Origin of the sequence: Pseudomonas orientalis (assembly GCF_022807995.1) — a bacterium.
GTDB classification, from domain to species: Bacteria; Pseudomonadota; Gammaproteobacteria; order Pseudomonadales; family Pseudomonadaceae; genus Aquipseudomonas; species Aquipseudomonas orientalis_B.
On sequence record NZ_CP094351.1, the window covers coordinates 2,794,273 to 2,815,804 of the forward strand.

A 21,532-nucleotide genomic window follows, 5' to 3' on the forward strand; every position below is an offset into this window, starting at 1 on the left:
TCTTGCCAGGGTACTCGGATGAATAGCGTGCAGCTTTTAAGCGGCCAGTTGCGGCCTTTGTTGATGGGATTGTGGGTGTGCCTCGCCTGTGTCACCACGGTGCGCGCCGATGAGGCCGTTGCCCTGGCGAGCATCGATCAGGTACCCGAGGGTGTCGAAGTGCGCGGTAAGCAAGTCGCTGCCTATACCTGGGACGACCATCAAGGCAAGAACCTGCTGGTGCTGGCCGAACAGGTCGGCGAGCGGGACGACGATGGCACCCAGTCGGCCTTTGTCTACGCGGCCCAGTACCTGCTGGCCGGCGAGCACCCCAAACGCGTGTGGATGCTCTACGACGACGTGCGCCAGTGCCAATTCGACGCCGGTTTGCATTTTGACACGGCGGCCACCCAGGTCACCGACCTGCTGGGTGACGGCAATACCCAGACGACTGTCGGCTACTCGCGCACCTGTACCAGCGATGTCAGCCCCAATGAATTCAAGCTGATCATGCACGTCGGCAAGTCACAGAAGTATCGCCTGCGCGGTGTTGACCGCTACGGCGCAGCCTGGTGGGACGAGGATGCCGGTGCCCTGCGCGGTATGCCGTTGCCGACCGATTGCAGCGTGGCCGCGCAGCAGGCGTTGGTCAGCCAGTACAAGGAGCAGGGCACGGAGTTGCCGCTGCCAGGCTGCTACGGCGACGAGAAGGATTTCGCCAAGGCACCGGACAGCTACCTGAGCTTCATGCGCCGGCACTGGTTTGCGTTGATGCGCAAACAGGACGCCGATTGGAGCCAGTCCCAGGCTCAACCTCAGCCTTCCGCCGAAGCAGAGGATGTGGCGCCCTGATTTGATGGCAGGGCCGGGACTGCGCTAGACTCGGCCCTCGCCAATTCAATAAATATCAAGACGAATCAATAGATTGATCGTGATATTTAATCCAAAGGCTGATCTACCTTGACTGAGTCCATCCGCAACCCGCTGACCCTCTACCTCACCCGCCTTGCGTCCTCCAGCCAACTGACCATGCGTTACGTGCTGCAGGATGCCGCAGATCGTCTGGGCTTCGAAGACGTCAATCTGGAAGACATCGACTGGCACCTGCTGCAGCCCGAACAGGTGATCGCCCTGGTCGCCGCGTTGCGCGAAGACGGCTATGCGCCGAACACTTCGTCACTGTATGTGAATGCCGTGCGCGGGGTGATGAATGAAGCGTGGCGGATGAGCCTGATCAGCCAGGACCATCTGTTGAAGATGCGTTCGGTCAAGGCCGCGTCCGGCACACGCCTGGGGCAGGGACGTAACCTGCGCCGCACGTTGATCCGCGAAATGATGGAAGTCTGCGCCGCCGACCCTCGTCCCCAGGGCCTGCGCGACGCCGCCGTCATCGGCATCCTGTACGGCTCGGGCATGCGCAAGTCGGAGTCGGTCAACCTTGACCTGGCCCAGATCGACTTTGAGCAGCGCAGCTTGCGCGTGATCGGCAAGGGCAATAAGGAACTGGTCAAGTATGCGCCGGACTGGGCCTTCGCCAAGCTGCAGGCCTGGCTGGAGTTTCGTCGCGGACAACTCAAGGAAGGCGAAGAGGACGATGCATTCCTGTTCAACCGCATTCGCCGCGGCAGTCATATCACCCGGGAACGCATCACCAAGCACGCGATTTACTACATCGCACGCCAGCGCGGGGACCAAGTGGGGGTGAAGATCATGCCCCATGACTTCCGCCGCTCGTTCATCACCCGGGTGATCGAGGAGCATGACCTGTCAATTGCGCAAAAGCTGGCCCACCACACCAACATCCAGACCACCGCCAGCTATGACGTGCGTGACGACAATGAGCGGCGGCGGGCGGTGGATCGGTTTGATTTGTAGGCGTTACGCGGTGATCAGGCGCTCGCCAGGTGCGGCGGCAGGCGGCGCAGCGTCCACAGCACGGTAAGCATGGCGGCGGCCGCGCACAGCGCAATGCCCACCAGCATCGGCGCGGGCGTATGGTCAGCGAACAGCCCCACCAGCGTCATGGCCACCGCGGCGGTGACCATCTGAATCGCGCCCAGCAGGGCCGACGCCGAACCTGCCACCGCGCCATGGTCTTCCAGCGACAACACCCCGGCCGCCGGTAATAACAGGCCGAGAAAACCGAAGCCGATAAACAGCAGAGTCATCATCAAGGCCAGATTATTGCCCCACAGGGTAGTGGCCGCCAGCAGCGCCATCACGGCGGCCACGGCAATCACCGACCAGCGAATCAGCGGTGGCAGACCAAAGCGGGCGCTCAGGCGTGCCGTCATCTGGCTCATGGCGAAGAATGACGCCGCATTCACTGCAAAGCACAGGCTGAATTGCGTCGGTGTCAGGCCGAAGTATTCGATGTACACGAAGGGTGCGCTGCCGATAAACACAAAGAACGTGGCGATGCCGAAGCCGCACACCACCGACAAGCCGGTGAACACTGGATCGCGCAGGAGGGCGCCGTAGCTGCCGAATGCGCTGCCCAGGGTCTTGCCCAAACGACGCTCCGCCGGATGGGTTTCCGGCAACTGCACAATGGTCATCACCAGGCACAGCAGCGCCACCACCGCCAGCGCGGCAAACACCTCGCGCCAGCTCCAGAGCGAAATCACCAGGCTGCCGGCCAATGGCGCAAGGATCGGCGAGACGCTCATCACCAGCATCAACAAGGCCATCAAGCGCGCCGCTTCATGGCCGGTGTACAAGTCGCGGACAATCGCCCGTGGAATCACCATGCCGGCGCATGCCCCAAAGGCCTGCACCGCGCGAAAGCCGATCAGCACTTCGATGGTCGGCGCCAATGCGCAGCCGATGCTGCCGACGATAAAGATCAGCAACCCCACATAGATCGGCAATTTACGCCCGAAGACATCGCTGATCGGGCCGTAGAACAGTTGGCATACGCCAATGATCATGAAGAACACCGTCAGGCTCATCTGCACGGCGGCCGGCGAAGCGTGGAGACTGGCGCCGAGAGTTGGCAACGCCGGCAGATAGCTGTCGATGGCAAACGGGCCGACGGCGGTGATCAAGCCCAGCAGCAGGGCGAGGTGGGCGATACTTCGAGGCATGGGCGAGTCCGGGCAGAGCAAAAAGACGCCAAGCTTAAGGGATTCGTGCAGATCCGCAAACTTGGGCTTCACTAACGGATACCGGTGCCGATAACGGTACTAATGAAGCTCGAACGGTTGGTGTCCCAACCGGCGCTCCAGGTACGGGGATACCAGATGACGATCAAACTACGCTTGATGCTGTTGATTGCGACCGGTCTGCTGACAGCCTTGATCATGAGCCTGGCCGGCTACCTGGGAAACTCCCGAATGGGCACTGCCGTGCAGGACAATGAAGTCAGCATGACGGTGCTGCGCAACCATATGGAAGCCGACATGATGCACGACGCCCTGCGTGCTGATGTGTTGTCCGCCATGCTGGTGGGGTTGGGTAAAGGCACGAGTACCCAAGCCGAGGTCACCACGTCACTCAAAGAACATGCCGAACATTTTCGTCAGGTATTGGCCGATAACTTCAAGCTGCCAGTGGAAGATTCAATCAAGGCCAGTCTGGAAAAAATCAAACCCAGCCTGGAAACCTACGTAAGCGCCGGCGAGCGTATCGTCGCGTTGGCCCTGGCCAATCCCGAGGCGGCGCGCGGGGAGCTTGGGACCTTCAATGCGGCGTTCAGCCAGTTGGAGGAGCAAATGGCCGCGCTGAGTGAACTGATCGAAAGCCATACCCTGCACACCAGTACCGGCACCCGGCAGGCCATCAGCAACGCCAACTGGATTCTTGGCGTGGTGCTGGGCGCCAGCCTCTTGCTGCTGTTGGCACAAGGGCGTTGGGTGATCCTGAGCATCATGGGACCGCTGCGCACCGCCAGCCGCATTGCCGACAGCATCGCCCATGGCAACTTGAGCGAACCGATTGTCGAGCCGCGCAACCAGGACGAAGCCAGTACGCTGATTCGCAGCCTCGCCACCATGCAACGCGATTTGCGCGGCATGATCGACGTGGTACGCAGCAATGCCCATGACGTCAATGGCGTCAGCGAACGCCTGAGCCAGGGCTGCCATGAAGTAGCGGGCAGCAGCCAGCAGCAAAGCGAAGCCGCCAGCACCATGGCCGCCGCCGCGAGCGAAATGACCGCCAGCATCGAAGAAATCACCCGCCATGCCGGACACGCACTGGACATGGCCAACCAGGCCGAAACCCTGGCCAAGGACGGCGGCCGGATCATTCATCAGGTGGTCAGCGATATGGACGGCATCGCACGCTCGGCCCAGCAATCGGCCCAGGTGATCCGCACCCTGGACAAAGAGTCCGAAGCGATCTTCAGCATAATCCAGGTGATCAAGGGCATCGCCGACCAGACCAACTTGCTGGCCCTCAACGCCGCCATCGAAGCCGCCCGCGCCGGCGAGCAGGGCCGCGGCTTTGCTGTGGTGGCCGATGAAGTGCGCAGCCTGGCGGGACGCACCAGCGCATCGACCCAGGAAATCGCCAGCATGGTCGGGCGTATCCAGCAGAATACCCGCGAAGCGGTGACCAGCATGGAGGAGGGCGTTGCACAGGTGGACAAGGGCATGGCCGTCACCGCCGAGGTGGAACGCGCGATCCGCGAGATCCTCCAGGCCACGCTCAATACCACCGAGTTGGTCAACGACATTTCCCGCACCATCAGCGAGCAGAGCCTGGCCAGCAACGAGATTGCCCACCAGGTAGAGATGATCGCCGGCATGTCGGAAAACAACAGCCGCGTTATTGGTGCAACGGCCTCGACCACCGATGAGTTGGCCGGCTTGGCCGGCAAATTGTCGCAGTCCGTGGATCGATTCAGACTGTAACGCAGGCATATTTTCGGCCGGCTCCTTGTGGGCCGGTTTTTTTTGCGGAAAATTTTCATTCAGCAACCGCTCAAGGTCGCGTCCCGGCGCTTTATGCGCCGCCCCATGCGCGTACCTATTCGTACGATGCTTTGAATCGTTCCCGCAAAAAAAGATTGAATATTCACACCTAATGTTATTTAAATAACAAAACAAGAGCGGCATGACCTGCCTGGTCGTGCCGCAACAAGGTGGAATAGCAATGAGCAAGATCGCAGTCATCGGCAGCAACATGGTGGATTTGATTACCTATATCGACCGCATGCCGGTCCAGGGCGAAACCCTGGAAGCGCCTGGCTTCGCCATGGGGTGCGGCGGCAAAGGGGCCAACCAGGCGGTGGCGGCCGCCAAGCTTGGGGCTGATGTCCTGATGATGAGCAAGGTCGGCGACGATATGTTTGCCGATAACACAGTGGCCAACTTCCAGCGCTTTGGTATCGACACCCGTTATGTGCGGCGTGTGCCTGGCGTCTCCAGCGGCGTCGCGCCGATTTTTGTCCGGGCCGATTCCCACAACAGCATTTTGATCGTCAAGGGCGCCAATGCGCATTTGCTGCCGGCGGATATCGAGGCGGCCGCCGCCGACCTGCGCGAATGCACGCTGATCGTGCTGCAGCTGGAGATCAATCTTGAGACGGTCTACCACGCCATCGAATTCGCTCACCGGCACGGTATCGCGGTGCTCCTCAACCCTGCACCGGCCCTGGCCGGTTTGAGTCGTGAGCACCTGGCGCACCTTGACTTCCTGATCCCCAACGAATCGGAACTGGCGTTGATCAGCGGCCACGTTGTGGACTCACCGCAATCGGCCCAGACCGCCGCCCGCAGCCTGGTAAACAGCGGCATCCGGCACGTGATCGTGACCCTCGGCGAGCACGGCGCGCTGTACGTGGGGGAGGAGGGCGAGTTCCAGGTGCCGGGGGTGCGGGTTGAAGCCCGCGACACCACCGGTGCCGGGGATGCCTTCATCGGTTGTTTCATTCACCACTGGAACCGCGATCGCCATATTCGTCAGGCCATGGAGCGGGCGGTGGCGTATTCCGCCTGCTCGGTCATGGGGCTGGGTACGCAGAGTTCCTATCCCGACAGTGAAACGTTCAATCGCTTTGAGCAACAGCGCTGACACCCTCACCCCAGCCCGGAGAACAATAATGAACAAACCTGCGCTGCAACAGACACCCGATGGTTTCTACCTGAACCGCACGCCCTGGTTCGCCTTTATCCTGCTGTGCAGCATCTTCGCCCTATGGGCTGCGGCGGCGAGCATGAACGACGTGCTGATCGCCCACTTCAAGAAAGCGTTTTTGCTGAGTGATTTCCAGACCGCCTTTGTGCAGTCGGCGTTTTACCTGGGCTACTTTTTTGTAGCGATTCCGGCCGCGATGGTGGTTCGTCGTTTCAGCTACAAGAGCACGATTCTGATCGGGCTGCTGCTGTACATGTTGGGTTGCCTGTTGTTTTTCCCGGCGGCGTCCACGGCCAAGTACGGCATGTTCCTACTGGCGCTGTTTGTGATAGCCGCCGGCCTGTCGTTTCTGGAAACCGCCTGCAACACCTACTCGACACTGATGGGTCCCCGGGAAACCGGGACCCGGCGCTTGAATATTTCGCAGACCTTTCACCCGTTCGGCGCCATGGCGGGGGTGTATGTGGGCAGTTTCGTGATGTTCAAGGACACCGACGCCACCACTGAACAGCTGGCTCGAATGAGCGCCTCCGAGGCAGCGGTGCAGCAGTTGCAAATGATCCAGTCCACGCTGTTGCCCTACAAGTGGATGATTGCGGTGCTGGTGCTGATATTTATCCTGATCGCCATTACGCGTTTCCCAGCGTGCAAGGGCAACAAACCCGCCGGCAGCAAGCCCGGCAGTCTGGGTCAAAGCCTGGGGCGGCTGTGGCGTAACCCGCGCTTTACCTTTGGCGTATTGGCACAGTTTCTTTATGTGGGCGCACAGGTTGGCGTGTGGAGCTTCACCATTCGCCTGGCCATGCAAATGGGCGGTATGAATGAACGCAGCGCCTCATGGTTTCTGCTGACCACTTTTGCCGCCTACTTTGTCGGCAAGTTGATCGCCAACCTGTTGATGCGGCGCCTGCACCCCGCCAAGGTACTCGCGATCTACGGGGTGCTGTGCATCGTGCTGCTGGCCTACACCATTCTGGTGCCGAACATTTCGGCGGTGTATGCCGCGGTTGGCGTGAGTATCTTCCTCGGCCCGTGCTGGCCGACCATCTACGGCCTGACCATCGATGGCCTGGGTGAAGACACCGGCGTCGGCGGTTCATTGCTGGTGATGAGCATTGTCGGCGGCGGGGTGATCCCGATCTTCCAGGGCCTGTTGTCCGACGCCAGCGGCGGCAACATGCAACTGGCTTACAGCGTGCCGTTGCTGTGTTTCATTGTGATCGTGATGTACGCCCTCAAATGCATGCGCCAACCCGGCACCTTACCGGTGGGCGCGACCAGGGCGGTGGCCTCATGAATACACGTATTGCGCTGTACCCTGCGGTGTTTGCCGAGCAGGAGAGGATCCTCCTGCAATCGTCGGCCTTCAAGGTCAGTGCCTGGGCCTATCCGTCCGGCGTGCGGGCCGTGAGCCTGGAGAATAGCCGTGGACGACTGGTGATCCTGCCTTTTCAAGGGCAGATGATCTGGTCAGCCGTGTTCGACGGTTGCGACTTGACCATGAGCAATCTGTTCGAGCAACCCCGACCCAGTCCGACGATAATCGATACTTACGGCTGCTTCATGTTTCACAGTGGCCTGCTACGCAACGGCTGCCCGGCGCCGGATGACACGCACGCCTTGCACGGCGAAATGCCCTGCGCGCCCATGGATACGGCCTGGTTGGAGGTGGACGAGGGTGTTGTTCGCCTGGGAGGCTCGTATGAATATGCCAAGGGATTCGGCGATCGCTACCGAGCAAGCCCCAGCGTGACACTGCGCGCCGATTCGGCCGTGTTCGATATCGACATGCAGGTGACGAACCTGGCCGGCAAGCCCATGGACCTGATGTACATGGCCCACATGAACTACGCGTACGTGGACGGCGCCCGCTTTGTCGAGCCATTGGGCACGCAGCGCCAGCGTCTGCGCACCAGCGTGCCGGATCATGTCAAGCCGACGCCGGCATGGAGTGCCTACATGGCGCAGCTGGCCGAGCAGCCTGCGCAATTGGCCTGCCTGGAGCAGCCGGCATTGTACGACCCCGAAATCGTGTTTTTCTTCGACGGAGTTGGCACAGACGCCACGGGCCAGGCGCATTTTCTGCTGGATCATCCCAGCGGTGCGGCGTTCTACACCCGCTACCGTCCCGAGCAATTTGCCCACGCCGCACGCTGGATCCTGCACACGCCGGATCAGCAAGTGGCGGCGTTCGTGTTGCCGTCCACCTGCGAGCCCGAGGGCTATAACGCAGAGAGGGCGAAAGGCCATGTGCGTTCGCTGGCGGCCGGAGCCAGCGCTTCATTCAGTGTCAGTACCGGGTATTTGAATGCGCAGGAACGGCAACGGTTGTTGGACTAAACCAGCAATTGCGCGCCATTGGCCTGAATGACGTCCTTGTAGCTGCGGGGGATTTTCTTGTCGCTGACCACGTACTGAAAGTCCTCAAGCGCAGCGAAATGTGCCGTGCGCACCGTGTCGAACTTACTGAAATCGGCGAGCAACACGCGTTGCTGAGCCTGGCGCATGACCTTTTGCTTGACCTCGACTTCATTGAAGTTGAAGCACGTTACGCCAAACGCCTGGCTGACGCCGGCGGCGGTCACAAAGGCCCACGTCAGGCGCACGTTGTCGAGGATGCTGCTTTCGGCGCTGCTTTCAAAGACCTGGTTCTTGCGGTGAAAGGTGCCGCCGCACAACACGATGTGGCAATTGGGTTTGTTCTGCAGCTTGAGCAGCACATTCAATGAGCTGCACACCGCCGTGAACTCCAGGGCATCGGGGATGAAATCAACGACAAAAGGCGAGGTGGTACCACAGTCGAAAAATATCGTATCTCCGGCCTGGATCAACGAAGCGGCGAGTTTGCCGATGCGGCGTTTTTCCTCGACGTGGCGCGTGTCCTGCTCGGCTACCCGGTAATCGCCGCTGTCATTGCCGACCCGGGTGATATAGCCACCCAGCAGCCGCAGGTGCTCGCTGAAGTGGCCGAGATCGCGGCGCAGGGTCATCTCGGAAACGTCCAGCAGTGCGGCCATTTCCTTCAGGTGAATGGCGTTCTGGTCCTGCAGGGCTTGCTGGATAAGCTTCAATCGCTCGGCTTTTCTACTGTCCACGAATCTTCCAGGGCTTGATTGTTGGTGTTAAATAAGTAACATTAATTGTTAGTATTGTAACGAAATTATGTAAGCGCTCGGACCAGCGCCTCACAATCATTGGCAACATACAGGCAAGGGCCCATTAAATGAACAGTCTGCAACCCGCCGCATTGGCCAAGTACATCGATCACACCTTGCTGGCGCCCGACGCCTCCCGTGCACAGATCCGCACCTTGTGCGAAGAAGCCCGCGAGCATGGTTTTTATTCGGTGTGCGTCAATTCCGGTCAGGTGCCTTACGCGGCTTCGTGCCTGACCGATGACAGTGTAGTTATATGCGCCGTGGTCGGCTTTCCATTGGGCGCCGGCCTGAGTGATACCAAGGCTTTCGAAGCGCAACGGGCGATTGCCGCCGGGGCAGGGGAGATCGACATGGTGCTCAATATCGGCTGGTTGAAGGAAGGGCTGCTGGACGCGGTGCGCGAAGACATCGCCCTGGTCCACCAGGCTTGCAGTGCCGTGCCGTTGAAGGTCATCCTGGAAACCTGCTTGCTTGACGACCAGCAGAAGATTCAAGCCTGCGAGATTTGCCGTGACCTGGGGGTGGCCTTCGTCAAGACGTCCACCGGGTTCAGTCGAAGCGGCGCTACAGTCGACGACGTGGCACTGATGCGTAGAACCGTAGGGACCGGCGTTGGGGTGAAGGCGTCCGGTGGCGTACGCGATTATCCGACGGCGTTGAAGATGATTGAAGCCGGGGCCACACGCTTGGGCAGCAGCTCAGGGATTGCGATTGTGGGTGGGGCGATGACGGCGGCGAGTGGTTATTGACGCGTTTTGTGGGGGGAAGGACAGTTGTCATATTATAACTAAACTAAATAGTCATTTAGTTTAGTTATAATTGAAATGCATTTCATGGGGGAGGGGAGTCAAGATTATCGGCTGGTTCGTCCAACCACTAAAAGAGCCTGAAAGGCAGATTCAGCAGCTGCCTCAGCCGTTTTGATCTGGTTGAGAACCGTCATTAAGTGAAGGTCAATCACGTCTTGCCGCTCTTTATCTGCCAAGTCACCGAATAATCCCACCAACTGCTTTAAGCGATTTACTTCAGAAAATACGTTTGCCAGGCTGCTGCTGACAGCCTCACTGAAGAAATGAGCTTTGTCCAAAAACTGGGATGGTAGCTCAATCGTAATTGCTGATGCCTTTTCGACCAGCTGCCTACGCGCATTTTTGTCCTGCAGCAAAGGCTGTGCGTTCAAGCTTCCGTTGATGCTTGTCGATGAGCCATACGCACAGTGCGATCATTGCGGCTGCTGCAGTCGCTACGGCGCTGACCGCATTCCAGTCAATTTTCCAGTCTGTACAAAGCCACATTCCGTTTCTCCGGCGCAGAGTGAAAGCAACAGCGTTGCTAATGCCGGCATTCAAGCATGCGCGGAAAGCATCGCCAAGCGATGTCCGCGATCTGCAGCACAGCGATTGAAGCAAAGACCTGGCTTCAAATCTGTCCGCAGAGCCCTCCAGCTCCGTATAGGATTGTTCGCATAATGTATATTATGTTAAATCAGGTGCTATGTCAGATATGTTCATAAGACACGTAAGTCATTGATTCGACGAATTCGTATTTGACGTCTACTCTCTCAACGGGCCATGTCCATAGTGTTCATGACGATTCCTTGAATGAGGTGGCTGTCGATGAAACTGATCCAGTGCAGGTTCTCTTCAGGTCAACGACTACCGCTGCTTGTACAAACTGGTGATGCGACGCCGTTGCCCATACTCATTCCGTTCATCTACGTCCAACTCAAACTCAGGCACCGGGCTTACAACACGGCTGCGGCGCACCTGCGCGCGATCCAGGCTTTCTACGCCTATGCCAAAAGCCGAGATCTGGATATCGATGAGGCCATCTTGGCCTGCCACTTTGAGGCGATTCTGGCTTTGCTGGACGGTTACGCTATTTGGCTCCAAAGTGGCCGTCATGCCGATAATCTGATCGCCCGAATCGGCAAAGCTGGCACTGTACTTTTTCAGCAGATCAGTTCACGAACACGTGACCAGTACCTGCGCCTGCTGAAGAAATACCTGTCTTGGTGCGTCACCCGTTACATCCCGCGCGCCCGTCAGAGTTCAGCCACACAGGCTGACATCAACGTGGTATTTGCCGATGTTGCCGACGTCATTGAGCGGCGCTTTGAGAGCCATATCATCAATGCTCGTCCCGATCGCACTCGTTACCGCAGTCTGACAGATACGCAACTACAGATCGTTCGCACACTGATTCGCCCTGGCGCTGTGGAGAATCCGTTCCCGGAACGTTTGCAACTGCGTAATTGGCTAATGATCGAATTGCTCTTGGAGACCGGCATCCGTCGCGGAGAGCTTCTGAAGCTCTACTCCACGGATATCAATAAAGGGTCTCAGCATGCCTATGTCAGCATCAATGATCGAGAACATGATTCCCGCGATCCGCGCGTTGAAGAGCCTGCGCTCAAAACACATGGGCGAACCGTAGGTATCTCCGCACAGTTGTATGAGGTCTACGAACGCTATATCCAGAGCGATCGGCGCCCTTTGCGTGACGGCAAACCGATGAAATTGCTGTATCGCTATTTGTTCATCTCGGATCGGGGCCGCCCGCTGTCGATCCGCGCGTTGTCTAACGTTCTTGACCGGCTGTTTCTGACCATTGAGCTGGCTCATCCAGGATTGTTGCCTACACTTTCTGCGCATGACTTTCGCCACACCTTTGCAGACCACTTTTTGGCTTACCTGGTCGAAAAGCGTGGGCATGACCTCGAGCGGGCCACGGACGAACTACGGCGAGTCTGCGGTTGGTCTGAGACCTCGACTATGCCACGTCGTTACGCAGGTCGTTATCTAGCCGAGTCGGCCAACCTCCACAATGCCCAGCGCACCTCGGCAGCCTGGAGCCGACTTGACAGTTAAGGAGATTCGCCGTGACCAAATCAGCCGCTCAAGAACACGCGTCACCGCCCTCCTCTTTGCCAGCTTACGTGTTCAGGGGGCCCGCTTACGTTACGATTCGGACTCGCACTAATGACCAACCAAAGTATGTCGATACTCGATTGAACGTCTGGACGTGGTACGACGGCGGAACGGCAATGAATATTGATTGGTCTGGTCTAAAGTTGAGCTCGGAGTTTGTCGAAATAGCAAAGGCATTTATGGCCCATATGTTAGAGAAATACTCCCCTTCAACTGCATATAGGGCCGCCAGAATGCTCCATCGGGTTTCGGAAAGTGATATTTCCTTGAAATTCCCTTGGGCAGCCGAGGAAATTATTAGTGCATTCAATAGTTGGAACAGCTCAAGAGAGTACGTAGTCGTCTTTCGCACGCTTTATCGCTGGGTAATGGATAGAGGAATTGCCGGATTTAGTAACGATATTTATCTAAAGATCAAGGACTTCAAAACCGAACGCTCATCTCCCTACTCTCGAATTTTTCTCTCTCAGTCAGGCTTGGAGCTCGACGAGGAAATTCTATTGCTTAAACGCATTGAACGACAATCTTTGACTGACTCTTGGGAGGATGTCCAGTTTAATATCGTACTTCACTTAGGTTTCGAACTCGCACCTCGATCGATTCAATTTCATTCGCTAGACATTGCTGATTTTGAGTTTATTGAAAGCGCTGATCACGAGAAGTACTACACCCTATGGCTACCCATGGCCAAAAAAGTTGGCCAACGCAAACCTGAGCGGCGCCCTCGTAAAATAACCTCGCGCCTGGGGGTGAAAATCTCACGCCACATTTTAGAAATTCAACACCGTTTTGGTAGCGGCTGTGAACCATTATTTGTCAACCCTTGTGGAAGGCGTCTCTCGGTTAGCGAAATCGGTTCAGGTCTCAAACACGAGCTGGGTGAAGCTGGTATAGATAGGCCGAATCAGGTATCCATATTGTTGCGACATCACCTCGGGCAAAGCCTGGCGGATCAGGGTACTCCGGCAGACATGATTGCCGAACTGCTCGGACACAACAGCACGGTTGCGGCGCGTGCTTACGTAACTGCCACCCCAAACATTGCCCGGATCAAAGAGAAAGCTCTGGGTAAGAGCCCGGCCTATCAACGCATCATGCGCAGCTTATTAACTGGGAAAATCGTCAAACGCCGCGATACGGCTCCTGAAGCAGCCGTCCGCGGCGTCATTGATACGCAGTACATAGGCGATATTGGTGCCTGCGCCCTGCCCGTCCATACCCACTGCCCCTACAACCCTATATACGCGTGCTACACCTGCAAGAAGTTCCACCCCTTTGCTGACGGCCGCCATGAGCAGGTAAAGGATGCGCTCCAGCGGGAGGCCCAACGGTTCATTGATATGGCAGAACAAGCCGGTGATCTCAGTCAAAATCGGCCCCTCGCCCAGCATCAGATAACCATCCTGGCAGTAAGCACTACGATCGAACGCTGCCGGCAGCACACGGAGGGTGCCGCAGATGACGCTGTCTAGGGCAAGGCAGAGCCTCGAAGGTTTCATTAAACAGGAAAAAGTGATTTTTCAGTCTTTATCGATTCCAACCCCTTGGGAGTCAGCGCTATGGTCGGTCCAGCATTGGTTACCTCAGCGCTTAAAGCAGCAGACTATAACCTTTGAAACTCAACGACAATCACTTGAAAAGAATGGCTATTCTGTTCCTCCTAAAGCTGCTCTTCCCTTGGATTTCCAGGATTTTTGCAAGGCATTAATCGTATATCTACAACGCACCCGAAGCCTGAAGTTTTCGATGGTCGCCGCCTACAATATTGCGGTACGCCGGCTTTACAATCCGTTGTTTGAACGACGTGTATCCGACCCTACACAGTTGACGCGGGGCGATTTTGACCGTGTCGTAGAATTTCTCAGAGGGAGTGGCTACAAGAACCTTTACGACGCGATATCTCATCTTCAGGTAATTGCGGATACGATCGATAAACTACAATTAACCGACACCGCCATCCACTTTACACATGATGCAAAACCAGAGAAAAGCCGCCACGAGTTCATCTCATTGCACGATCCTGATCGTGCGGTAAAACAGCGTAAATCTGATGAGAGATTACCTTCTCGTGAGGCGATGGAGGCATATGCCATATGTTCGAACAACCCACTCAGTGACGGCGAAGAAATTTTGCTGCGAGTGATCGACTTATTGATAGCGACTGGGCAACGAGGTAACGAAATAGCAGTAATACCTTATGATTGTTGGGTCGAAAGGCCGATCAAAGGGACGACAGGAGAAGTGGTTGTCGATGCCCATGACAAGCCTCTCGTCGAATGCGGAATTAGGTACTTCGCGGAAAAGCAATTTCAATCCCGTGTTCATTGGCTGGCTGAAAGCGACATTCCTCTAGCCAGGCGCGCAGTAGAGCGATTAAAAACGCTAACCAATGAACAACGAGAAATTGCCGCCTGGCAAGAACTCCACCCAGGACGTATTTGGAGCTACCCCCCTCAGTCAGTGATCTCCGATGCAAAGGTCTTGGACTGGCTAGGTTTTAGCGAAGCAAGAAGCGCAAGCAGAAATCTATACCTTTTCCTCACTCGCAACGGTGTCCATCCATTTGACGATGAACCGGATGAAAAGCAAGGAAGGTCGTTAAAGCGACGTTACGTCGCCGGGGAGATTGAGCGACTGATCGTCCCGAGAATCCGTGGGCACGCGGCATTGACAGAAAATGTCGGTGGACAAGTTCGTATCGTACTTAGAACCAGCGAAACGCTTGCGATCGCTTTCGACGGCCAATTTCGTTTCGGTGGACGTGAGGCGAATGTGTTTCGTGCGGTCCCGCGTCGGGTCACCCTCGGGGATATCAATCACGCATTAGGTGACAATGAAAAATATACGTCCATTTTTTCGCGTCGTTCATTAACCGAATCCGATGGAACTCCGATTAGGCTAACAAGCCACCAACCTAGACACTGGCGGAACACAATTTACCACTTGACCGGTATGAGCGATGTTCAGCAAGCATTGGCTCTGGGGCGAAAACGCCTCGACCAGAATGTTTATTACCAACACACGAGCATTGAAGAAAACACCGCTGCCCATCATGAGTTTCTGGCGTTCAATAGCTATCACGAGCGCCTCGACTTTCTACATACAGCCATAAGAGATAAGCGCATTCATGGCGCTTTGACCGATAGTTACCATGCTTTGCTATCAGATAAAGGTACAACAACTGCGGAAGCATTCCTCACGGTACACGCCACGGCGCTGCATGTGACCCCTTTCGGAGGTTGTATCCACGATTTCTCCCAGGCCCCCTGCCCTAAGCATCTTCAATGCTGGAATGGCTGCTCGCATCTACATCTGATGGGCACTTCATCGGAGCGGCTCAACCTTGAAAAACAAGCTAAGAATCTGACGAAGGCAATATCCATCATGCGCGACGCAGGCACCGGAGAGGCAGGCAGCGATGTATGGCTAGCAGACCAGGAAAACAAGCTCAAGAATTTAAAATCTGTCCTTGCACGCGATACCAATGGAGGTGTGCAACGCGTGTTTCCAAACGGGCGTCCAATCACGGTTGTCGACTCGGACAAACGACACAGTTCGGTATCAGATGACTAGGGGCAACTATGGCACGACGACAGACATTGAGGGGCGGCACTCTTGACGAAGCAATAGACGCTCTCCTCGCCCAGATGATTAGCTCAGGAGTGGAGTTCGCTCCTATTTCCCGACCGGAGGTGCAGCGCCGGCTGGGCCTGACAAGCCGAGCTACGCTAGGAGGTGACCGTGGAGGCAGAATTGAGGCCGCCCGTATTGTTCAAATGAGGGAAAGCGGGAGAGATCCGGATGGTGCCCGCCGGCGCAGAAGTCTCGAAGAGCGTATTGCAAGTCTTCAAGCGGAGAACGCTGCGTTGGCAAGACAGCGAGACAAGCTTTTCGAGGCTCTGTCAGTGATAGCACACAACTGCCTTATGAACGGTTTGGACGTAGAGTCAGTTATGGCACCGTTGAGAAACACCCAATAGATCAGATCAGTAGTCTTCGTATCGACTACAGATTACGGCATGGTGACCTGCCCACAGTGCTAGACAGGACCGTTTCAGCTCTAACGACTACACATTACGGTACACATCCCCTGTCTACTTTTATCCCAGAAGCCAAGCGTTGACATGGGCCTCTACCGCTCGTAGAGTTTGGCGGGTCGCCCTTGAGGCACTTGAGCTTTATCTCCCCTTGAGGGATCTGCAAAGCCCGGTAACGACCGGGCTTTCGCCTTTCTGCTGTGTTGCTCTGAACGTCTCATAAGACGTTCCCTCGTATTCACCCTTTTATCGCCGTTGTGTTTTAAGCCAGACTCGGATTGCTAAGGGCCCTCGTACTCGCCCTCAGTTTAATCGTATGCGTCCGGCCAAGTCATCTACCCAGCCCCGCTAAGCCAAGACATGGTGTGCACTTAAATTTAAGTGGGCACCAGTTCTAGACTTTTAATCGGGTATTTCATGCAGCCAACACGCCGTTCTTATTCCAAGTCCTTCAAAGCCCAAGTCATTCAAGAGTGTGCTCAGCCCGGTGCTTCGATTGCCAGCATCGCACTCAGCCATAACCTCAACGCAAACCTCGTCCACAAATGGATTCGGCTGCAATCGCAGAAAAGCACAGCGCTGCAACCTGCATTTATTCCATTACCCGTGTCGCTGGCTGGGGCAAAATCCCATCCGTCATCATCGAACATCTGCGTTGAAATACAGCACCCGCGTGGCACCGTCAAAGTGAACTGGCCCACTGAAAATGCTGCTGCCTGCGCGACCTTTCTTCGAGACCTCCTGCGATGATTCGCATCGACTCCGTCTGGCTCGCCACCGAGCCGATGGACATGCGCGCCGGTACCGAGACGGCATTAGCCAGGGTGATCGCCGTGTTCGGTGCGGCGCAGCCGCACTGTGCTTATCTGTTCGCCAACCGCCGCGCCAATCGCATGAAAGTGCTGGTGCATGACGGCTTCGGAATATGGCTAGCGGCGCGCCGATTAAACCAAGGCAAGTTCCACTGGCCAGGCATTCGCCACGGTTCTGAGATGGAGCTGGATACCGAGCAACTTCAGGCATTAGTGCTGGCCACCGCCTTCTTGATCGTTTCGACCTCGACATCCTAGGCTGCGCAGTGACCTACCTTCTGGTCGGCTTCAGCGCTGAATCGGTGCTCAAGGCGCGGCCGCGTGCGTCGACGTTCGTCAGCCATTTTTAAGGCAGTGTGATGATCCTGCTATCGCCCTGGCCTGATCGGTCGTATGGCCGAAATGCACGCTAGCTTTTACTCTCGCCATTCAGGCTTTGGTCAGTTTTTCGAGAGTCAGGTTGCAACTGGCGTTGCGGAGTTTGCGGGACGACTGAACAATACGCGTAACGCCATCTGGGTCGCTGAGAGCGCTGGCCGGATTGTGGGATCGCTGGCTATTGACGGAGAGGATCTCGGAAACGATGAAGCCCACCTGCGCTGGTTCATCCTTGACGATGGCTGCCGTGGTGGCGGTATAGGTCGTCACCTTCTCACCGAGGCATTAGATTTCTGCGACCGGCAGAATTTCTCAGCTATACAACTTTGGACATTCAAAGGGTTGGAAGCTGCCCGGCGCCTCTACGAATCCTTGGGTTTCGAGCTAACTCATGAAGAGCAAGGCAATCAATGGGGTACGGCGGTCACTGAGCAACAGTTCACGCGTAAACGCTGAGCAGCATTCTATGAAGAGTCTGCAAACTCGCACAAAAGGCTAGAACTGGTGACCACTTAAATTTAAGTGCACACCATGTCTTGGCTTTGCGGAACTGGGTAGATGACTTGGCCGGACGGTTACAAAGATCCCACCTACTCGGTACCTAGGCCCCTATCGATACACGGGTACAGGTAAAGCTTTGCTGGTTTCAGCCGAAACATTCCGAACGGAGAAAAAACTGGCTACGGCAGGCTACTACTGAACCATCCTGGGCTCTATCAGACGTCGACTTCATAGAACGTTCGCCTTGGATAGCTTTAAACAACATCTTCAAGCCCTGAGGCCTGCCATGCTTAGAAATGCTCCTTTGAGTACAAAGCTACTGCTTATTTTGATGTTTCCCCTGTTGGGCTTTCTGGTCTTCGCCGGGATTTTTGTAGCTGACAAACGAGAGACACTGAGCGAGATGAACCGAGCGGTCACCGCTACCGGCACCGCGCAGAAACTCAGTGACGTAGTAACCACTATCCAGCGTGAGCGCGGCGCAAGCGGCGTGTTTCTGGGCAGCGGTGGTAAGACGATGCAGGACAAGTTGAAAGTCTTACGCCAAGAAACCGACCGTGCGGTGAGCGCGATGCATGCGCAATCGACCGAGGGTCTTATCGCGCCTGACAAGATGCTGCGCGCAATTGATGGTTTGGCCGGACTGCGTCAGCAGGTGGACACGCTCGCAATCAATAACGGCGAGTCCGGCACCCGATTCACCGATCTTATCAAAAATTTGATCGGCTTCTCTTACTCACTGGAAACCAGCATTGAGGATCCGGAAATCCTGCGTGGGCTGAGTTCACTCAATCAGTTCGTAGACATGAAAGAGCGCTCTGGTCGAGAGCGTGTACTGCTTGGCCTGGCATTCAACCAAAACCGTTTTGATGCGCCGCTGTTGTCACGTTTCAGCCGCAACATGGGCGAGTTCTCCGGCTATTTCGAGGCCTTTCAACGCTGGGCTCCTGCCGTGTTCAAAAATAAGCTGGATGCGGTTCTACAACAGCCCGCATCCGTCGATGTAGCTCGCCTGCAAAAACTCGGATTTGATACGCCTCTAGGCGATCCGCTTAATATCAAACCCGAAGACTGGTTCAACCTTTCCACCAGCCGTATCGACATGATGGCTCAGGTCGAGGCTGAACTGGGCCAGACGGTCGTGAGCCTAGCCAATGTCGCGCGTACCGATGCCCAGCGCAGTCTGTATGTCGCAATAGCCACCGTCATTCTGATGTTGATTGCGGTGCTGTGGCTCGCTTCGGTGATTATTCGCAATATCAAAATCGCTGTGGTCGACGTGAACCGCACCCTTATTTCGCTATCCACGCGTGACCTAACTGCCAGAACCCGTTACACCGGCAGAGACGAGTTTGGCGAGATCTCGCGTAACCTGGATAACATGGCCATACAGATCGGTGAAGTGATCCGTGAGATCGGGAGTGCCACGGCGCAGGTCGCGACCGCCGCCGAGCAGTCTTCGGCTGTGGCCCTGCAAACTAGCAATAACGTCGTCCAGCAGCGTCAAGGCACCGATCAGGTGGTCACTGCCATCAGCGAGATGAGCGCCACGGTCAAAGACGTGGCGCGCAGCACTACCGACGCCGCAGAGATGTCGCAGCGCGTTAATGCCAGCACTATGCAGGGCAAGGCTGAAATCGAGAACACCATCAGCTTGATCAAAGGGCTTGAGGTTCAGGCCGAACAAACATCCCGAATCATTGAGGAGCTCAAGGGTGAAAGCTATTCCATCTCCTCGGTTTTGGATGTGATTCGTGGTGTAGCAGAGCAAACCAATCTGCTAGCTTTGAACGCTGCCATTGAGGCTGCCCGTGCCGGTGAGCAGGGTCGTGGATTTGCCGTGGTCGCCGATGAGGTGCGGAATCTGGCCAAAAAGACTCAGGATTCCACCGTCAGTATCCAGAAGATGATCGCCAATCTGCAATCCGGCTCCGACCGTGCCGCCACTTCCATGCAGGAAACTCTAGGGAAGGCTCAAGAAGGCGCGAGCAACGTAGTGCGCGCAGGGGAGTTGCTAGAAGAAATAGCCGAGGGCATCGCGACCATCAGCGACAGCAACATACAGGTCGCCTCGGCGGCAGAACAACAGAGTCAGGTTGCCGAGGAGATCCACCGCAACGTAAACGACATCAACACTCTGGTTATCCAGGTCAGCGCCGGTGCTGAACAAACCGCCGTCACCAGCCGCGAGTTAGCCCGCTTGGCCGAGCAACAGCAGGGGCTGGTGGGACGGTTCAAGGTGAACTGAGTTACAAGTTTTTTTACCGGATGCTCAAATGCCCGAGAGAATGACTTTCGGGTATTTGAGGATTGGTAGGTGAGAGGGTGACGCGCCTATAAGGGCTACTTTGCTCAACGCGATAAACGAGGCTTTTCATGACGCCGGATGAGGTCAGGCCATGGATTATCAGCCGTCCTACGGCTTTCTGAAGGACTGCTTATACCGTTCTGAGTCATACAAGGTGACTTCGGCAGACGCTTACCCAATAAGTGCCCACGGATCTTTAAAAAGGACGCGCTGAGAGTCGTTGTGTCTGCGTATATTTTTATTAGCAACTAATTCAACAGAAATTCGTTCTGTTGAGTCATTTGCAAAGCAGTCTTCTCCAAACGCAGTAAAAACTCTTTCCGGGGCTGTCCTCCGCCATATCCGGCGAGTGAACCATTTGTCGCTATGACACGGTGACAGGGGACAACAATAGATAAGCGATTGTGTCCATTTGCATTGCCCACTGCTTGGCTTGCACCTGGCTTACCAATGCCCCTAGCGATGGCACCGTAGGTTGAAATGGTTCCATAGTCGATTTTTAGAAGCTCTGCCCACACAAGCCTGTCAAAAGAGCTGCCTGGCATATGGAGCGGTACTGAAAACCTTTTTAGCTTTCCATCAAAATAAAGTTTTAGTTGAACTTCGATCTGCTTGATGAAGAGATGCTCGCCAGGCGCGATTGAATACCCATGCCGCCCACGCAATTCGTTTAATTCAGCGGTTAGGGCCGGGCGGTCAAGAAATTCGAGGAGTACCAAACCTCGTTCCTCTGCCATGGCAATCATTGGGCCCAACGGTGTAGTCAGATGGCGATAAAGCAGGAGCGACGTTTCAGCTGCCTTACCAGGGGGAATTTGAAATGTTTTTTTGAAAGCATCTCTAAAGCCACTCAATGACTCGTACCCTAAGTCAAATGCTGTGTTATCCAGCGTTTCGCCCGAAGAGATCCGGCCTAGGGCGACACCGAGCCTTCTAGAACGCATCCATGCATGAAAAGTCATGCCAAAATTTTGTTTGAACCACCTGCGTAAGCGGAGTGGATCGATACCACGCGTAGTTAGTTCAGCATCACTCCAGCGAGCGTCAGGTGATGCAGATATAGAAGCTAGCAGCCCCTTGACCCAATCTGGCGCGGAAGCCGCTAGATCCAATGGCTTGCATCGCAAGCAAGGCCGATAACCTGCTGCCATCGCTTCGTCGGCCTGCGAAAAAAACTCTACATTTTCGGGCTTTGGCTTACGTGCACTACATGTAGGTCGGCAAAAAATACCTGTAGTTTTGACAGCAGTGAAAAAAACGCCCTCATAGGCGGTGTCGCTGCATAGCATCGCATTCACCATCTCGCTTCTGGGCGGAAGAGAGTGATTGTAAGATCTCATAGACCGTA

General features: G+C 55.9%; 17 protein-coding genes and 2 pseudogenes. 15 read left to right on the top strand and 4 right to left on the bottom strand.

Going from position 1 to position 21,532, the window contains the following annotated elements; genetic code table 11:
• Window positions 1–18 precede the first annotated feature (18 nt).
• Window positions 19–831, top strand: a complete 813-nt coding sequence (locus tag MRY17_RS12370; RefSeq protein WP_191952792.1) for a M949_RS01915 family surface polysaccharide biosynthesis protein — start codon at window positions 19–21, stop codon at window positions 829–831.
• Window positions 832–939: 108 nt separating this feature from the next.
• Window positions 940–1,854: a site-specific integrase gene (locus MRY17_RS12375; RefSeq protein WP_243353860.1), complete on the top strand. Its 915-nt coding sequence runs from the start codon at window positions 940–942 to the stop codon at window positions 1,852–1,854.
• A 14-nt stretch (window positions 1,855–1,868) separates the two neighbouring features.
• On the opposite strand, the gene MRY17_RS12380 is transcribed toward MRY17_RS12375, so the two are convergent.
• Window positions 1,869–3,065 (bottom strand): multidrug effflux MFS transporter, encoded by a 1,197-nt coding sequence (locus tag MRY17_RS12380; protein WP_191955426.1) that lies wholly within the window; start codon window positions 3,063–3,065, stop codon window positions 1,869–1,871.
• 156 nt (window positions 3,066–3,221) lie between these two features.
• Between MRY17_RS12380 and MRY17_RS26620 the strand changes: the two are divergent.
• The 5 genes and pseudogenes from MRY17_RS26620 to MRY17_RS12400 all read left to right on the top strand — a co-directional run.
• Window positions 3,222–3,977: pseudogene (locus MRY17_RS26620) on the top strand (MCP four helix bundle domain-containing protein); the annotation flags it as partial.
• 132 nt (window positions 3,978–4,109) lie between these two features.
• Window positions 4,110–4,835, top strand: a complete 726-nt coding sequence (locus MRY17_RS26625) for a methyl-accepting chemotaxis protein (RefSeq protein ID WP_375154666.1) — start codon at window positions 4,110–4,112, stop codon at window positions 4,833–4,835.
• Between the two features lie 241 nt (window positions 4,836–5,076).
• Window positions 5,077–5,997, top strand: coding sequence for a ribokinase (gene rbsK, locus MRY17_RS12390; RefSeq protein ID WP_191952795.1), 921 nt, complete (start codon window positions 5,077–5,079; stop codon window positions 5,995–5,997).
• A 28-nt stretch (window positions 5,998–6,025) separates the two neighbouring features.
• Window positions 6,026–7,357 carry an L-fucose:H+ symporter permease gene (gene fucP, locus MRY17_RS12395; protein ID WP_057722396.1) on the top strand — a complete coding sequence of 444 codons (1,332 nt, stop codon included), beginning with the start codon at window positions 6,026–6,028 and terminating at the stop codon, window positions 7,355–7,357.
• Window positions 7,354–8,400 carry an aldose 1-epimerase family protein gene (locus MRY17_RS12400; protein ID WP_243353862.1) on the top strand — a complete coding sequence of 349 codons (1,047 nt, stop codon included), beginning with the start codon at window positions 7,354–7,356 and terminating at the stop codon, window positions 8,398–8,400. Before fucP ends, MRY17_RS12400 begins: the two co-directional genes overlap by 4 nt.
• Here the strand turns inward: MRY17_RS12400 and deoR are convergent.
• The gene (deoR, locus tag MRY17_RS12405) at window positions 8,397–9,155 is read right to left on the bottom strand and encodes a DNA-binding transcriptional repressor DeoR (RefSeq protein WP_243353863.1); all 759 of its coding nucleotides are present in this window, start codon (window positions 9,153–9,155) and stop codon (window positions 8,397–8,399) included. The genes MRY17_RS12400 and deoR overlap by 4 nt on opposite strands.
• A gap of 128 nt (window positions 9,156–9,283) precedes the next feature.
• Between deoR and deoC the strand changes: the two genes are divergently transcribed.
• Window positions 9,284–9,967, top strand: a complete 684-nt coding sequence (gene deoC, locus MRY17_RS12410; protein WP_243353864.1) for a deoxyribose-phosphate aldolase — start codon at window positions 9,284–9,286, stop codon at window positions 9,965–9,967.
• Between the two features lie 104 nt (window positions 9,968–10,071).
• Here deoC and MRY17_RS12415 read toward each other — a convergent pair whose 3' ends face one another.
• The gene (locus tag MRY17_RS12415; RefSeq protein WP_243353865.1) at window positions 10,072–10,398 is read right to left on the bottom strand and encodes a hypothetical protein; all 327 of its coding nucleotides are present in this window, start codon (window positions 10,396–10,398) and stop codon (window positions 10,072–10,074) included.
• 436 nt (window positions 10,399–10,834) lie between these two features.
• On the opposite strand from MRY17_RS12415, the gene MRY17_RS12420 reads away from it, so the two are divergent.
• From MRY17_RS12420 to MRY17_RS12450, 7 genes and pseudogenes are all read left to right on the top strand, one after another.
• Window positions 10,835–12,088 carry a tyrosine-type recombinase/integrase gene (locus MRY17_RS12420; RefSeq protein ID WP_243353866.1) on the top strand — a complete coding sequence of 418 codons (1,254 nt, stop codon included), beginning with the start codon at window positions 10,835–10,837 and terminating at the stop codon, window positions 12,086–12,088.
• An 11-nt stretch (window positions 12,089–12,099) separates the two neighbouring features.
• Complete coding sequence (locus tag MRY17_RS12425; protein WP_016980312.1) at window positions 12,100–13,620, top strand: tyrosine-type recombinase/integrase; 1,521 nt, start codon at window positions 12,100–12,102, stop codon at window positions 13,618–13,620.
• A complete protein-coding gene (locus MRY17_RS12430) occupies window positions 13,607–15,721 on the top strand; it encodes a hypothetical protein (protein ID WP_015372090.1) in 2,115 nt (704 codons plus the stop codon). The genes MRY17_RS12425 and MRY17_RS12430 overlap by 14 nt, the downstream gene beginning before the upstream one ends.
• Window positions 15,722–16,602: 881 nt before the next feature.
• Window positions 16,603–16,935, top strand: a complete 333-nt coding sequence (gene tnpA, locus MRY17_RS12435) for an IS66-like element accessory protein TnpA (protein WP_015372091.1) — start codon at window positions 16,603–16,605, stop codon at window positions 16,933–16,935.
• On the top strand, window positions 16,932–17,255 hold the full coding sequence (gene tnpB / locus MRY17_RS12440; protein ID WP_015372092.1) for an IS66 family insertion sequence element accessory protein TnpB: 324 nt from the start codon (window positions 16,932–16,934) through the stop codon (window positions 17,253–17,255). Before tnpA ends, tnpB begins: the two co-directional genes overlap by 4 nt.
• Before the next feature lie 111 nt (window positions 17,256–17,366).
• Window positions 17,367–17,831 (top strand): annotated as a pseudogene (locus MRY17_RS12445) (GNAT family N-acetyltransferase); the annotation flags it as partial.
• A gap of 376 nt (window positions 17,832–18,207) precedes the next feature.
• Window positions 18,208–20,124 carry a methyl-accepting chemotaxis protein gene (locus tag MRY17_RS12450; protein WP_043205934.1) on the top strand — a complete coding sequence of 639 codons (1,917 nt, stop codon included), beginning with the start codon at window positions 18,208–18,210 and terminating at the stop codon, window positions 20,122–20,124.
• A gap of 308 nt (window positions 20,125–20,432) precedes the next feature.
• On the opposite strand, the gene MRY17_RS12455 is transcribed toward MRY17_RS12450, so the two are convergent.
• Window positions 20,433–21,473: a bifunctional transcriptional activator/DNA repair enzyme AdaA gene (locus MRY17_RS12455; protein WP_235594039.1), complete on the bottom strand. Its 1,041-nt coding sequence runs from the start codon at window positions 21,471–21,473 to the stop codon at window positions 20,433–20,435.
• Between the last annotated feature and the right edge of the window lie 59 nt (window positions 21,474–21,532).